General features: G+C 46.0%; 9 protein-coding genes. 4 read left to right on the top strand and 5 right to left on the bottom strand.

Features of this window, described 5'->3' with window-relative positions:
* Positions 1-36: 36 nt before the first annotated feature.
* Positions 37-504 (top strand): DTW domain-containing protein, encoded by a 468-nt coding sequence (locus V144x_RS01475; RefSeq protein ID WP_144980339.1) that lies wholly within the window; start codon positions 37-39, stop codon positions 502-504.
* Between the two features lie 5 nt (positions 505-509).
* Here the strand turns inward: V144x_RS01475 and amt are convergent, their stop codons facing one another.
* A complete protein-coding gene (gene amt / locus V144x_RS01470; protein WP_144980336.1) occupies positions 510-3,194 on the bottom strand; it encodes an ammonium transporter in 2,685 nt (894 codons plus the stop codon).
* A gap of 782 nt (positions 3,195-3,976) precedes the next feature.
* Between amt and carB the strand changes: the two genes are divergently transcribed.
* Together carB and V144x_RS01460 are read left to right on the top strand one after the other, a co-directional pair.
* The gene (carB, locus tag V144x_RS01465; RefSeq protein WP_144980333.1) at positions 3,977-7,234 is read left to right on the top strand and encodes a carbamoyl-phosphate synthase large subunit; all 3,258 of its coding nucleotides are present in this window, start codon (positions 3,977-3,979) and stop codon (positions 7,232-7,234) included.
* A 758-nt stretch (positions 7,235-7,992) separates the two neighbouring features.
* Positions 7,993-8,940, top strand: coding sequence for an alpha/beta hydrolase (locus tag V144x_RS01460; protein ID WP_144980330.1), 948 nt, complete (start codon positions 7,993-7,995; stop codon positions 8,938-8,940).
* 74 nt (positions 8,941-9,014) lie between these two features.
* Here V144x_RS01460 and V144x_RS01455 read toward each other — a convergent pair whose 3' ends face one another.
* The gene (locus V144x_RS01455) at positions 9,015-9,587 is read right to left on the bottom strand and encodes a class I SAM-dependent methyltransferase (RefSeq protein WP_144980328.1); all 573 of its coding nucleotides are present in this window, start codon (positions 9,585-9,587) and stop codon (positions 9,015-9,017) included.
* Between the two features lie 212 nt (positions 9,588-9,799).
* On the opposite strand from V144x_RS01455, the gene V144x_RS01450 reads away from it, so the two are divergent.
* Complete coding sequence (locus tag V144x_RS01450; RefSeq protein ID WP_144980325.1) at positions 9,800-11,974, top strand: cation:dicarboxylate symporter family transporter; 2,175 nt, start codon at positions 9,800-9,802, stop codon at positions 11,972-11,974.
* Positions 11,975-12,047: 73 nt separating this feature from the next.
* Here the strand turns inward: V144x_RS01450 and V144x_RS01445 are convergent, their stop codons facing one another.
* From V144x_RS01445 to V144x_RS01435, 3 genes are all read right to left on the bottom strand, one after another.
* A complete protein-coding gene (locus V144x_RS01445) occupies positions 12,048-13,727 on the bottom strand; it encodes an arylsulfatase (protein ID WP_144980321.1) in 1,680 nt (559 codons plus the stop codon).
* A 48-nt stretch (positions 13,728-13,775) separates the two neighbouring features.
* Positions 13,776-15,209, bottom strand: coding sequence for a sulfatase family protein (locus V144x_RS01440; RefSeq protein ID WP_144980318.1), 1,434 nt, complete (start codon positions 15,207-15,209; stop codon positions 13,776-13,778).
* A gap of 112 nt (positions 15,210-15,321) precedes the next feature.
* Positions 15,322-16,314: a sugar phosphate isomerase/epimerase family protein gene (locus V144x_RS01435; protein WP_144980315.1), complete on the bottom strand. Its 993-nt coding sequence runs from the start codon at positions 16,312-16,314 to the stop codon at positions 15,322-15,324.
* Between the last annotated feature and the right edge of the window lie 48 nt (positions 16,315-16,362).

Genomic DNA, 16,362 nt, shown 5'->3' with positions numbered 1-16,362 from the left:
CGCAAATTTTTAATAGTATGCAAAAAGCCGGGCACCGTGTTAGTTTCTCATCTCCCTACGATCATAGTGGTACATCCTAAAGAACGAAAAAGTAAATGCACAGTTCAGACATTACGTTCAAGAGATGATTTTCTTTTCTGGAAGTTCCCCAGAAAAGAACCCGAAAAGTTAACACGCTATGTCCGTCTGGGAATGGGAGGTCCACAAATTAGTAAAGCGGATGCGACGTCAGGATTGCTGGTTCTGGATGGGACCTGGCGTCTGGCTGAAAAAATGGAATCTGCTTACGAAGAACTGCCCGTGCGAAGCTTACCTGTCTGGGAAACCGCATACCCACGTGTATCCAAGCAGTTTGATGATCCAGAAACAGGTTTGGCAACGATTGAGGCTATTTTTATCGCCTATCACTTGATGGGCTATGATACAGCAAAGTTGTTAGATGGTTATTATTGGGCCACAGAATTTCTGAAAAAAAATTCTGAGCGGCTGGCACAAAAAATCTAGACCGATCAACCCACTGTTTCTACAACCTCCTCTTCAGGGATCAGTGACTGATATGTCTCTACAATTTCCCTGAGTTTATTCCGATTAACTGGTTTTGTAGTATAGTCATCACAACCTGCATCAAGACATTTTTGACGATCACTACTCATGGCGTGTGCCGTTAAAGCAACAATGGGCAAATTATATCCCTGTTCTCGTAATTTTCTAGTGGCACCATAACCATCTAATACAGGCATCGACATGTCCATTAAGATGACATCAAATGGGTTACCTTGCTCACGCGCATTCATTGCACATCTATAGGCAATATCTCCATTCTCTGCCAGCATGACCTTCGCTCCTTCTTTCTTCAGAAGCGTAGAAATCAATCGTTGATTATCAACTCCATCTTCAGCCAAAAGTACAGAACAGGTTCCTTTTGGTTTTTGTTGTGCTGATCCGTCAGCAGAAAAATTATCTCGGCTGCCAACTTGAATCGCCTTCAAGGCAGCCATGGGATCATCGTGAAACGACATGGATTCCATTTCACCAGTACTGATGGTCAAGGTGAAAACAGTTCCTTGTTCGGGAACACTATCACAAACCAAATCACCACCTAGCATTTCTGAAAGCCGTTTACTGATAGCCAAACCTAATCCCGTTCCTCCGAATTTACGCGTTGTCGAAGAGTCTGCTTGAACAAATGGTTGATAGAGATTCCTCATTTGTTCCTGAGTCATCCCAATGCCTGTATCCTGAATTTTGAACTGTAACATTGGTTTGCCCGACTCTGATTCCAGGAATGATGTTTCTACGGAGACTTTTCCACCATCAGGTGTGAATTTAATAGCGTTACCAATCAGGTTAATGAGAATCTGCTTGAGTCGAGTGGGATCGCTCTGAATTCGTTCGGGGATTTTTCCGTTAAATGTTAACTTGAATCGAATTTCCTGATGTTCAGCTCGAATATTCATTAATGACTGAATTTCTTTCATTTTTTCCATCAGGGAAAATTGAATTGTTTCAACCGTGAGATTTCCTGACTCTATTTTGGAAAGATCAAGAATATCATTAATGAGTTCCAGTAAATAATTTCCATTTCTTTTGATGACATCAAGTAATTTCAAACTTCCAGGACGTCCCCAGCTTTCTTCTATTAATAAATCCGTGTATCCCAGAACAGCTGTCATAGGTGTTCTGATTTCGTGACTCATATTTGCCAGAAATTCGCTTTTGGCACGAGATGCTGCCTCTGCATCTTCATTAGCTTTCTTCAGGCGTTCGGCTTTTACTTCCAATTCGGATGTTTTCTTTTCCAGTTCCGTGCGAACCAATTCGAGATTATTTGTTCGACTCTGAAGTTCGTTCAGTGCCTGATCACGTTTTTCCGAGACACGATTATATTGTTGGGCTATCAATCCCACATCGCTATGTTCATCCAAGTCCTCGATAGGGCTGGAATCACCCTGAATATGTCGCTCCATCGAATTGAGTAAATCATACATTTCTGTCGAAGTACCATGATCTGCCATATTCAATCCCATCTCTTCTTCTTCAGATGTGGCTCGCAGACGCACATACTTGCTTACTGTTCGTAGTGTGACCCAACAAAATGAAAAACACCAAACGAAACAAACTACACATCCCAGCAATTGGATTAAAAACTGTTCAAATCGCGAATGAGTCAGAAATTCTGCCGGAACAAAAATCGCAACGGCAAGTGTTCCCCAGACACCAGCAAAACCATGCACGGGAATGACACCAATCGTATCATCCAGTTGGCAACGCTCCAGAAGCCAGACGCCGCTTTCCATCACAATCGCAGCGATGACTCCGATGACGGCGGCTGATATAGGCGAAATCACATCACAACTGGCACTACTGGCTACGAGACCCGCCAGGAGTCCATTCAGAATATTTTCAATTTCTATCTGCTTACGTTGATAGAACTGCCAGATCAGTAAGGTAGTGGCACCAAAGGCTGATGCAATAAATGTATTAATCAATATTTGAGGAACATGAGATGTAAAACCAAATTCGCTCCCACCGTTAAATCCAAACCAACCTATCCATAGAATAAATACACCGGTCGTTGCTAATGTCAGGTTATGCCCTTTGAACTTGCGTTTGCTTTGCGTCTTATCAAATCTTCCAAGCCGTGGTCCGATAATGACAATAGAAGCCAATGCAGCCCAGGCACCAATCGAATGAACGACTGTCGAACCACTGAAATCTTTAAATCCGAGAGATTCCAACCATCCGGGAGCTTTTCCAGCAAAGTGACTAGTCCAGGCCCAGTGACCGAAAACGGGATAAATCAGTCCGCCAAGGACAACCGCCAGAATCACGTAGGCAGTAAATCGCATTCTCTCTGCAGAAGCACCTGACGCAATCGTGGCAGCAGTGACACAAAGCATCAGCTGAAAAAGGAAAAAGGCTGACAGAAAGTTATCGGTTCCCGGGTTCAAATACGGAAAGTGAGAAGTTCCTATCAAACCACCCGTAGTTGTCCCGAACATCAATCCGAATCCGAAAATCCAGAAAAGAATGCCGACCACACACACATCTACAACGTTTTTAATTGCAACGTGGATACTGTTTTTTGACCGAGATAAACCGGATTCCAGACAGCAAAACCCTGCCTGCATAAACAATACAAAAATTGTGCAAACAAGAACCCAGACAATGTCAATTTGTTGGTGAAGATCCATGGTAACTTCTACTCATTTATCATGAAGATCGATTTAAGGTGAAATGTGTTAGTGTCATGACGTTCTACTTGTTCTCTTTTGTTCATTAAGAACAAAATCAAGAGAATGAGGCAATTTCACCTCATTACATCATGTAAGAAAAGCTTATGTCGTTTTCAGTAAACACGGGGCCTTAACTCAACAAATTCACATGCTGTTCATTTCAGGAAGCGAAGTGCATGAAAAGCCTGTATCGAATGGGAGGTATAAGGTTTAGTTTGTCTATGTGAACGTAGGTAATCATGCAAAACCCTCCTATTTAGAAAAGGGTTTATAAAAAAGAACTTATAACTCGCATCAGATACAGGGACGACTTAGTAAAATTGTTACAGACCGGCAGATCATTTCAGTTCCTCTGGTCCGAACTTATATCGTGAATTAATTATGGAAATCATGTTTCTTTTGTTATCCGCTCTGAGACAGGCAAACCTCGGATTCAAAATTCAAGATCGAGTGATGATTTTAAGGGTAGGCAGCTAGCCGTCAATTTGATTTCCTGTTTCAGAAATGCATCTGAAATTCTCCGTTTCGCTAAGTAAAATTTAGTACAATTTCTAGGATTTTCTCTTAGATGCAACTCCCGCGTACATTATGAAGCCCTCTGAAGCCGGTCCGTTCTGAGACTTTCTGGCCTGCATTCCTTGATTATTTTGGATGGATTGTTAACGTTGAGAAGATTTGCGCAAAAATAGGTATTTCAGCCAAAAAACAATGTACATTTGCTGTTAAGGTGACGTAAGAAAGTGCCCAGACGCGACGATATCCATAAAATTTTAATCATCGGCTCCGGTCCCATCGTAATTGGCCAGGCTTGTGAATTTGACTATTCCGGTACACAAGCATGTAAAGCATTAAGAGAAGACGGTTATGAGGTTGTGTTGGTGAACTCCAATCCAGCTACAATTATGACCGACCCGGAAACCGCTCATCGAACTTATATTGAACCGATCACATGGCAATATATTCAAAAAGTGATCGAAATCGAAAAACCAGATGCACTGCTGCCGACTTTGGGCGGGCAGACCGGCTTGAATGCGGCAATGGACCTGGCACGACGGGGAATCCTTGATCAATTGGGAGTCGAGTTGATCGGTGCCAAAGAAGAGGTGATTGCTAAAGCCGAAAGCCGTGATCAGTTCAAAGAAGCCATGATGAAAATTGGGCTCGACTGCCCTCGAAGTGCGGTCGTCCATAATATGGAAGAGGCAAACGCCGCCTTAAAAGACATCAGCCTCCCGATGATCATTCGGGCCAGTTATACCTTAGGGGGCACGGGAGGGGGAGTTGCCTATAACCGTGAGGAATTCGAAGAAAAAGTACGTAGCGGGCTGGCTCTTTCTCCGGTGAATGAAGTCTTACTCGAAGAATCCATCCTCGGGTGGAAAGAGTATGAAATGGAGGTCATGCGTGATCGGGCCGATAATGTGGTGATTATCTGTGCGATCGAAAACTTCGATCCGATGGGAGTTCATACAGGAGATTCTATTACTGTCGCACCGGCACAAACCTTGACTGATAAAGAATATCAACGGATGCGTGATGCCACGATCGCCTGTATGAGGGAAATTGGCGTCGAAACGGGTGGTTCCAATGTCCAGTTTGCGATTAACCCCGATACCGGCCGGATGACGATTATTGAAATGAATCCTCGCGTCAGCCGCTCGAGTGCACTCGCCTCTAAAGCAACCGGATTTCCAATTGCCAAAATTGCTGCAAAACTCGCTGTCGGGTATCGACTGGATGAAATCAGGAACGACATTACGCGCGAAACACTCGCTTGTTTCGAACCTACGATCGATTATGTCGTGACAAAAATTCCACGCTGGACATTCGAAAAATTTGTCGATGCCGATTCTGTGTTAACAGTACAGATGAAATCCGTTGGCGAAACCATGGCCATTGGACGTACATTTAAAGAATCACTGCAAAAAGCCTTACGCGGACTGGAAATCGGGCACTTCGGCTTGGGGGGCGGCAATAAAGATCTGTGGGGAACACCAAAACAACCTTCCCAGGATTTCATTGAGTCCAGATTGTCGATTCCAAACGAAGAACGCATTTTCTTCATTCGCTATGCATTCAAACTCGGCATGACCTCCGAACAGATTCATGAATTAAGTGATATCGATCCCTGGTTCCTGAACCACATCAAACAATTGGTTGAGTTTGAAGAAGAGATTTGTAATTCTTCTCGACTGGAAGATCTTGACTTCGCATTCATGAAAAAGGCGAAGCAGTATGGTTATTCCGACAAACAGCTGGCGTTCTGGTTGGACTCCACAGAAATGGATGTTCGCCAATACCGTAAAAATTTGGGCATCGAAGCCACATTCAAGCAAGTCGATACCTGTGCGGCGGAATTCGAAGCATATACTCCCTATTTTTATTCCACTTACGAACAGGAAAACGAAACGCCAGCTAACCCGGAACAAAATCGGCGAATCATGATTCTGGGAGGCGGTCCTAACCGGATTGGACAGGGGATTGAGTTCGATTATTGTTGCTGCCAGGCCTCGTTCGCTTTGCGAGAGTTAGGTATTGAGAGCATCATGGTCAATTCGAATCCCGAAACGGTTTCGACTGATTACGACACGTCCGATCATTTATTCTTTGAACCGTTAACGACTGAAGATGTTTTAAATATCTGCGACCGTATGCAGCCTGATGGGGTGATCGTACAATTCGGCGGTCAAACACCTCTCAATCTCGCCCGTGGTCTTGAAGCTGCCGGTGTTAATATTATTGGTACCAGCCCCGAAATGATCGATGCCGCCGAAGATCGGGAACGCTTTCAGGCTATTCTTGAGAAACTCGAACTTCATCAACCACCAAATGGAATCGCCACCGATACAGAAAGTGCACGTGCCGTTGCAAACGAAATCAGTTATCCCATTCTGGTTCGTCCCAGCTATGTGTTGGGCGGCCGGGCAATGGAAATCTGTTACGATGAAGAATCCCTTGTACGCTATATGCATGAAGCCGTCAATGCGTCTCCTGATCACCCGGTGCTCGTTGATCAGTTCCTGGAAGATGCGATTGAGGTCGACGTCGATGCCATTTCTGATGGAATCACCACCCTGGTCGGAGGAGTTATGGAGCACATCGAGGAAGCGGGAGTTCACTCTGGTGACTCTGCCTGTGTGCTGCCTCCACACTCTTTACCCGACTCTGTGATTGATGAGATCAAACGCGCCACTTACGCGCTCGCACGAGAATTAAAAGTATGTGGCTTAATGAATATCCAGTTTGCCGTCAAACAGACTGAAGACGGATACACGGTCTATATTCTGGAAGTGAATCCCCGTGCGAGTCGCACATCACCGTTCGTTTCAAAAGCCACAGGCCTCTCATTACCGCGTGTCGCCGCGAAAGTCATGGCCGGTGTTCCACTGCTGGAACAAGGCGTGACAAGGGAAATTGTACCCCAACATACTTCAGTCAAAGAGAGTGTCTTTCCCTTTTCTCGATTCTTGGGAGTCGATATCATCCTCGGCCCGGAAATGCGTTCCACGGGCGAAGTGATGGGAATCTCCAAAGGCTTCGCTCTCGCGTTTGCCAAAAGTCAGTTAGCCGCAAATACGACTCTGCATTCTGAAGGAACTGTATTTATCAGCATGGCTGACGTCTATAAGGAAACCATGATTGAACCCGCACGTCGCTTGATCGAGATGGGATTCAAAATCGTCTCGACTTCAGGAACCGCACGCGTTCTTCAAGAGGCTGGCATCGAAGTCTCCACCGTAAAGAAGTTGAAAGAAGGCCGGCCGAATCTGCTAGACATGATGGCGAATCAAGATGTGCAATTTATCTTCAATACGCCCAGCGGAAAAGGTTCGCGCACCGATGAAGGTAAGATCCGTTCTGCATCCGTTACGTATGGTGTGACGTGTGTCACCACAATTCCCGGATGTTTGGCAGTCGTCAAGGCTCTGGAGGCTTTAGCAGAAGACGCCACACCTCAAGTTCGTGCCCTGCAGGACTGGATGGCTGACATTGAATAAACGGCTCACACATCGCCTGAACCGGATACCCGATTGACCCTATCGGAAATTTTCGAATCGCTTTTTTCTGGTCGAATTTAGCTAAATATTTTGTACTTGACACCGGCGTGCTGTTTTTGAAACTCTGTGATCTGCGTCGCGCGCGTGGAGCTTTTTTCTGATGGGTGTACATTGTGAATTCTGAAAATGTTCGCACCACAAAAACGTCCTTTTTTTGCTGATGATCACCTGCATCTTGAGAATATGTTAATTCTATCTCGTAACGTTTTGCTCCTTTTGAGCTCACTTTCAGCCAATTCAATTGAAACAAAGTCGCAATTTTTGACCACTTCTCAGACAATAATGCGCAAAAGTTTTTCTTGACTGCCTCACGCCGGTTTGCATGATGTAACAAGATCAACAATGAAAAACTGATTCTGAACCAGAGAAACGCATACATAACAAACCTTTCCTGTGTAAGCAGACAACGCAGGCATGACTGAGGAATGTAAATGAGTCCCAGTCACTGAAATTGAATTCGGTTAGAGATGATATGAAATAGCGCCCAGTAACTCTAACTGAAAATCACGAACAATAGCAACGCATGTACTAAATAGAACAAGCCGGACCACTGGAAAGAAAGATTTTAAATTCGGAAATACGTTTAGACATGGGAAAGCAGAAGTGATTACAATATGGAATTCTTATCTCGCAAAACTGTTCAGCAGATTGAATGACCATCCAAACGAAAACATCAACCCTGGAACCAAGTATCAAACATGCCATCTCGAATCCACCAATTCAAACAGATTTTTAACATAAGCTTCGCCATAGCATTGGCGCTGTTACTCATTTCTAACCCGGTTTGTGGGCAGAATAAGAAACGGAAGAAGAAGCCGCAGCCCTTTGGCTGGGTGAATGAACTAAAACAAAAACTTCCCGGTGTGCAGCATGGAACATTTCATAGTCCATCGATGAAAGTTGATGTCGGCTACTGCATCTACCTGCCTCCACAATACGAGGCACCCGAAAACAAGAAACGACGATTTCCCGTTGTGTACTACCTGCATGGTGGCCGCCCTGGCAGTGAAACAAAAAGTGTGCGCCTCGCCGAATACATCAACAAACATATGACAGCCGGTGATGTCACACCAATGATCTATGTGTTTGTAAACGGAGGACCGGTCAGTCACTATAATCTGCCCAAACGTGAGAACGCGATGGGGGAAGATGTCTTTGTGAAAGAGCTGATTCCACATATTGATAAAACCTATCGTACCATTGCCGACCGCAAAGGCCGTGGGATCGAAGGCTTTTCGCAAGGTGGTCGCGGCACCACGCGCATCATGTTTAAACATCCACAATTATTTTGTTCTGCAGCGCCGGGGGGAGCCGGCCATGCCACTGAGAAGCGCATCTCGGAAGAAAACGGGCGCGAAAACCCAAATCTAATCTTCGCCAAAGGCTATAACACATACGATCTGGCCCGCGAGTATGCAAAACATCCTGAACCAGACCTCCGGATCTTAATTCATGTCGGCACCAAAGGGTTCAATTACGAGAATAACCTCGCCTACATGAACTTCCTGGATTCACTCAAAATCCCATTTGAAAAACTCATCGTCCTCGAAGTACCACATAGTGCCGTGAAAATTTATCAAAAGCAAGGGCTCAAAATTATGCAATTTCATGCTAATAATTTTCGCCAGGCTGCTATAAAAGACTAAAATTCAGAATTAAGTTTCCGAACACCCATAGTTAATTTTGTGTTCTTTCGTGGTAGCAAAAAAGCACTTTCAACTCACCGTCTACGTTTCTTAGCAGCATAAGTCGCACGTCGTTTCTCGGCATGAAACACAAAATAGCCGTCAATCTCTTTCAGATCGACGCCTCCAAAAGTACTCGTCAGTTTTTTCTGATACCAGAGTCGACGACGCGTGACCATCACCATCCGACCACCGATTTTTAATCGGTTAAAGCCTTTCATAATGAAATTTTTAGCGATTGAAAAATCGGTATGATAAGGGGGATTCGATAAAATCCAGTCGAAGTCGGTTTCGTGGTGATCATTCAGGCCATCACTCTGCATGATTTTTACAGCGTCAACCTGATTCTGCTCTGCGTTGTCCCGTGCAAGCTGTATCGCTGCCGGCTCAATGTCAGTCATCACAACATTTTCTGGTCTCACTATTTTCGCTGCCAGAATTCCCACGACACCATATCCGCAACCCAGGTCTAACACACGCTGACCGGGTCCGAATGTCACCGTCGATAACATTGCCTCCGTTCCCTTGTCAAGATTTTTGGGAGAAAACAACTCCGGAGCGGTTTCGAATGTGAATGAGTGACTTTGATAGGTGAGAGAAAATGCCATACAAGTTCAAATAGTCTGGTGAAAAGTGGTCTTTTCTGTTAAGAATCAACAATCCATCGAACGCATTGATTGTCTCGATTCACATTCATAGTTACGTTATCTACTGGAAACATACACGTTTCGCAAAGAATTATCCATTTCAAGTAACAGATTTCACTTTGAGCTTGATAAGGAAGTCTTTGCTGACACGTTGATGCGTAAGGATTTGGCGAATGGGCGAAGTAACACAGAAACATTTCAAACCCGGATTAACAACTTGGATTCTGACAAGTCTGTTTCTGGGAATTCTGTGTGGACTGTTCTTTGGTGATCTGTGCGCTCCTCTGAAGTCAATCGGGGAGGTGTTCATTGGTCTCTTGCAGATGACCGTCCTGCCCTACATTACACTTTCACTGATTCTGAATTTGGGCCGTATCTCATTAAAACAGACACGGAATATGGCTCTGACGGTCATTGTTCTCCTGATCATTTTATGGTGTATTGGCCTGTTTTCTGTCTGCCTGATGTCCCTGGCGTTTCCTTTCTGGCAAAAGGGGGCGTTTTTCAGCACCAGTATCATCCAGGGCACACAAAACGAAAGCCTGTACGATTTATTCGTACCCGCAAATCCCTTTTTCTCACTTGCGAACAACGCGGTTCCTGCCGTCGTCATCTTCTCCATCGGACTGGGTATCGCTTTAAGCAGTCTTTCGAATCGGGATCATTTGTTGGATCCACTAACGGTTGCAGTGCAGGCATTAATGAGACTCAACCGCTTTGTGGTTCATATTTCTCCTTTTGGAATCTTTGCAATCGTCTCGTACGCTGTCGGCACACTGCCGTTTGAAAAATTCGGACTGCTTCAGGCTTATCTGATCACCTTCTCTGCCGCGACGCTGCTTCTCGCTGTCGGAATTCTGCCGATGCTGATTTCAGTCTGCACTCCCGTTAGATACTGGGACGCATTAAAGGTTTCACAAACCGCGGTCATCGCAGCATTCGTGTTAGGCAACACCTTCGCTGTACTGCCATTAATCGTCGAAGCGGCTCGCGAGATTCTGGACCGCTATCATCTGGAAAAAGAAAATAGCGGTGGCTCTCCGGATGTTTTAGTTCCCCTCGTATTCCCCTTTCCCGATCTGGGACGGATTATCGGATTGATTTTTATTCCCTTTTCGGCCTGGTTTTATGGTGAGAGTTTATTACCAGACCAATACCCCAAATTTTTATCCTTAGGCATGGCCGGTTCCTTTGCCAAACCTGCCGTTACAATCCCCTGGCTACTCGACCTGATGCATATTCCCCATGATATTTTTCAACTCTATCTGGCTGTCGGCATCTATACCACACGTCTGGGAGACGCACTCCGTTCGATTTATCTGTTTTCCTTTGCCATCCTCGCTGCCGCTTCATTGTCGGGAACCCTCAAAATTCAATGGAAAAGATTTATTTCTTACTCGCTACTCTGGTTGTGCATTGCCGGCATTGTCATTGCTGGAATTCATACCGTTTTGAATTACACTTTCAAAGACCTTTATCAATCCAAGGCGATGATTGCGGATCGGCAATTATTGTTTCCTGATGTTCCTTATACAATCCTCAAGAAATCAACACCAAATCCGGTTGCCATCATGCCGGGAGAAACCAGAATCGACCGCATTAGACGCCGCGGGGTAATTCGACTCGGATTTGATGGCAAACGTTTGCCATTTTCCTATTTCAATGAACAAAATCAACTGGTCGGTTTTGATATCGATATGGCACATCGCCTGGCCGACGATCTAGGTGTGGCCATCGAATTCATTCCGTTCACTCCGAACACCCTCATCAAACAGCTTGATGAAGATCACTTCGATCTGGCGATGTCCGGTCTGGAAGGTACCATCGAACGCGCTACCGCATTCCCTGTGGCCGATTCTTATATGGACGTTACACTCGCCATCGTCTTACCCGACTATCGCAAAGCTGTCTTTTTGGATTTTGAGGAGTTTCGAAATTCTACAGATTTGAAAATCGCCGTTGTGTCCAATAGTTTTTTTGATGAAAAAGCACACGAATATTTTCCGAATGCCTCGTTTGTTCAAATTGAATCTGAAGAGGAATTTTTTGAAGGCGAAGCGGGAGATGCAAGTATCCTGGTCACCAGTGCCGAGACCGGTTCGGCCTGGACACTCTTGTATCCGAAGTTTTCTGTTGTGAATCCCTTTCGGAAAGATATTCGCGTCCCCTTGTATTACCTGGGAGCACACGACGTGGAATTCGAAGAATTCATGGAAGTCTGGCTCGAACTCAAAAAGAAGGAAGGCGCCTTTCAAACGCTCTATAATTACTGGATCCTCGGCAAAAACGAAGAGAGAACACCCCCGCGCTGGTCCATCATTCGTAACGTTCTGCATTGGATTGATTAGAAAAAGCGAAACTTCCAAATGGAGGGAGTTGCATGAGATAGTACTCTTTGCCCCCTTATGTTCATGTAAAGTTTTACTTTTTAGGCTCTTTCTTCCGATTCTTCCTCAATTTCTTCACAGACTTTTTTTGCTTCGGAAATACATTCACCCGCTTCGCCCAGGCTTGCCATTGGGCCGATAGTTCGTTCACTTTTTCGGGACGACTGCTCGCGAGGTTATTCAATTCCGTACGGTCTTTTTGTACGTCATACAGTTCCCACTTCTCAGGCTTCAGACCGCTGGCAGGAGAAACGCCGCGACCGACCAGTTTCCAGTTCCCGGCTCTCACAAACGCGTTGTTTTCATGTTCGATGAAAAGCGGAGCAGCGCGGTCTAAGCTTTTGCCTTTCATAGCGGGTTTTAAAGAAACACCATCCAGTGTATGAATCGATTTGCCTTTATGCTCTTTCGGATACGATGCACCGGCAACATCGACGATGGTGGGCATGACATCGATTAATTGCGCTGGTTCACGGAACCACTTTTGACTTGGTCTGATCTGCTGTGGCCAGTGCATGATGAAGGGAGTCGCGCTTCCGCCTTCGTGGGCATAATGCTTATACAGGCGAAACGGAGTATTCGACGCATTGGCCCAGGCAGTACCGTAGCTGTTCGCTGTCTCTTGATTTCGTTTTTCGATGTTGAGAAATTCTCCGCGTCCCAACTTACCCCCCTCTGCACAACCCCCATTGTCGGACAGAAACAGGATCAACGTGTTTTCATATTGCCGATGGTCTTTGAGCCAATTGACGAGCTTACCGATATTCTGATCAACGCGATCAACCATCGCGGCATAGATGGCCATCTTGAGCGCCATCTCTTTTTGCTTTTCCGCACTTAACGAATCCCAGGCGGGAACAGATTTGTCACGCGGAGAGAGTTTGGTGCCTGCAGAAATCAGACCCGATTTCTTTTGTCGTGCGAAACGTTGCTTACGTAACTTGTCCCAGCCGATCTTATATTTCCCACGGTACTTATCGATGTCTTCTTCATGGGCCTGAAGTGGCCAATGTGGAGCGGTATAAGCCAGATATAGGAAAAACGGTTTCTCTTTTTGTGAGTTCTCCTGTTGATGTTCTCCCAGAAAGCGAATGGCATAATCGGTGAAGGCATCAGTAGTATAAAACGGGCGATCGGTTGTGCTGGGTGGTGTTTTGATATTTTCATTACCCAACGTCATTCCCCGTGGTTCAATGGGGTGAAAGAACCGCGTGGCGCCCGAGACACAACCGAAATATTTTTCATAGCCACGTTGCAGCGGCCAGCAGTCACGTACGGTGTAACCAAGATGCCATTTCCCCGCCATATAAGTTGCGTAATTCGCCTGCTTCAATACTTCAGCAACTGTGACGCAATTGCGGTTCAAATACCCCTGATAAGCGGGCGGTTTTGAGTCGCCTCTTTTCTTTCCAGGCGGATTGGTCATCCAGCCAATGCCTGTCTGATGAGGGTGTAAGCCCGTCATCAAGGTGGCGCGAGTGGGACAACAGCGACCCGAGTTATAAAACTGAGAAAACCGCACGCCCCCGGCAGCCAGCGCATCGATATTCGGAGTTTCAATTTCACCGCCGTAACAACCAATATCTGAGAACCCCATGTCATCGACCATAATGAGGATGACATTCGGACGTGATGCCTCAACTGCATACAGACTGCGGGAGGTAAATAGAGTTAGAAATAAGGCTAAGCAGAAGAGCGACTTTATAGAATTCATGGTGGTCTTTCAGATAGATGCATCGTTAATTTTGTGATTTGATAATACTTAAGGCTGCTTTTTGGTTTGATAATCACGGCCCTGGTTACTTTGCTCACAAGATTTCATCCAGCGTTCTAATTCTGTCTGATACCGTGCAACGAGTTCAGGATATTCTTTGGATAGATCTTTACTCTCCGCTGGATCAGCAAGCAGGTCAAACAATTGATACTCTGTTTTCGACCTTTGCTGCTTACGAAGCAGCTTATAACGATCGGTCACCCAGGCTGCGTTTTTCTGGAATTGAAAGCCAATCGGCTGCTGGCGATGTTTTACCTTGTTTGCAAAAACAGGCCAGAGATTCATTCCATCAATGGGGCGATCCGCTTGAACTGGCAGCTCCATAGCCGCCAGGATCGTCGGTAAATAATCACTGGTCACCATTGGAAAACGGGTTTCAGTACCGGGGCGAATTTTGGCCGGCCATTCCAATAGCGCGGGCACACGAATGCCTCCCTCAAACAAGTCACGCTTGCGTCCACGAAACGGACCCGCAGAACCGGGGGCACGAGCATTGCCTTCCGGACCATTGTCAGAGCAGAACCAGAGCATTGTATTTTCAGCAGAATTCAGTTGTTTTAATTGCGCCCGCAAGCGTCCTATCTGCTCGTCCATCGCAGTGATACAACCATAATAGTTACTGTGATAAAGATCATACTTCTGATACATGTCTCGATAACGGGGTCCTGCAACCACAGGCAGATGTGGTGTATGAAACCAGATCACGCAGAAAAACGGTTTGTCCGCTTTCGTACTGCTTTCAATAAACGGTAAAGCACGGTCCATAATTATTTTCGAATCATCACCGCGCAAGTTATCTTTGACGATCTCGCCTGCTGCATTCCAGTAATGCGTACCATAGGGTTTGGTAGGTTTGCCCTCTTCAATCGCTGCCCAGCCTTTTCCGGGAGCCTTCCCAGCTGGCTTAAGCATCGGATCCCAGGTGGGAACTTTCGCTTCGGTGGAAAAACAGACTTCGAATCCGTTCTGCCAGGGAGGCGAAAAGTCTTTGATATTTTTTGGTCCCCCCCGATTCGATTCGCGAACCGTTTTCGTTAGTGTGCCCAGATGCCATTTCCCGAAATGCCCTGTACGATAACCGTGATCTTTTAATAATTCTGCCAGAGTGAATTCCTGAGCTTTCATATGCCCCTTGTTGGCTGTCACAATCCCATACCGAAAGGGATTGCGGCCCGTCAGACAACTGCCACGCGTTGGACTACACACCGGCGCGCCTGCATAAAACCGTTTCAAGATGACCCCCGCTTTCGCCATCTTGTCCAGATGCGGTGTTTGGATGATTTTATTCCCGTTAAAGCCAGTATCTCCCCAACCGAGATCATCACACATGATTAAGACCACGTTTGGTTTTTGTGACGCAGCATCCGCGGTTACCGTAATTAGGCAACTCAGCAGGCAGATTAGAAAAAATAAACGATTCATGTACATGGTGTCACAACCTCAAAAGTGAGCGGCACGGCGCTAGCCGCCGGTTGAACAACTTGGCTATTACCGGTGGCTAGCGCCATTCCGCTCAGAAAATGTTCGTCTCACCTTACCACAGCGAACGAAAATATTTCGCATCGACGGCCGTTTGTGCCAGACACTCCTCTGTTGAAAGCTGTTTCCAACTATGTCGACCTTTAAACTCACTATGGAGTGAAAAGATTCCTTCATAACTTAGTTTCCGCAGGGCGTCGACATAATCCGGAATTGGTGAAATCCCGTCAGCCACGGGCACAGTCTTGACTTCCCATTTTTGATGCCCTTTTTTGTCTCGTCCCTCGCCTCGTTCCCAGGCAAAATTCTTAACGGCACAGAGAGCAATCCAGGGTGCTAACAGATCGAGTCCCTGACGCCAGCCATCGCCGCTACCTTCCTTGACCATATGCAACATATCGACATACGCGCCAACCTCCTGAGGCGAATAGTCTTGAATCATTTGATACAACTGCGTTCCATGCGAAGGCAGAAAGTTATTCGAGTGCACATGCACGCACGGTAACACGTTATATTTTTGTGCCAGCTTTGCAACCTTGCTAATTTGCTTGCTTGTTGCTTTTAACTGCTGAGCCAGCGTGCCAAACTGCTTGTAACGGTAGTAGCCGATTTTGATTCGATCAATCCCCTGCTCTTGTGCGGTTGCCAGAATCCGCTCTGCGTTTTTATCAGGCTCAGTAATCATGGTGGTCAGAAAGAGAATTTTGACTCCCGCGGCTTTGGCCGCACTACATGCCTCTGGCAGTTCTTTTTCTACATTTTCCGGTAAAATATGCCCCTTGGGACGCACGGTCAGATCAAGACCATCCAGACCAATCGATTGGAATGCCCGGCAAACGTCGGGAATGGGCATATCCTGAAAGCTTTTTGTAAACGCCCCCAGTTGGTACCCATTCCCCGATTTCGCTTTGGGCTGCTCGCCCGCCTTTGATGTGTTTTGTTCAGACAGGCCATTGACTAGAGCAGTACCCGCTAAAACATTCAGGGAGACCTGTTTCAAAAAATCACGGCGAGGGAGCCGATTATAAGGGGGCAGAGCATTCCGCATGGTGAAAACCTTCTCTATGATCAATTGTCTTGTAGAATTTCCTTTGGG

Source organism: Gimesia aquarii (assembly GCF_007748195.1).
Taxonomy (GTDB): Bacteria; Planctomycetota; Planctomycetia; order Planctomycetales; family Planctomycetaceae; genus Gimesia; species Gimesia aquarii.
This window is presented reverse-complemented; position numbering and strand designations above follow the sequence as displayed.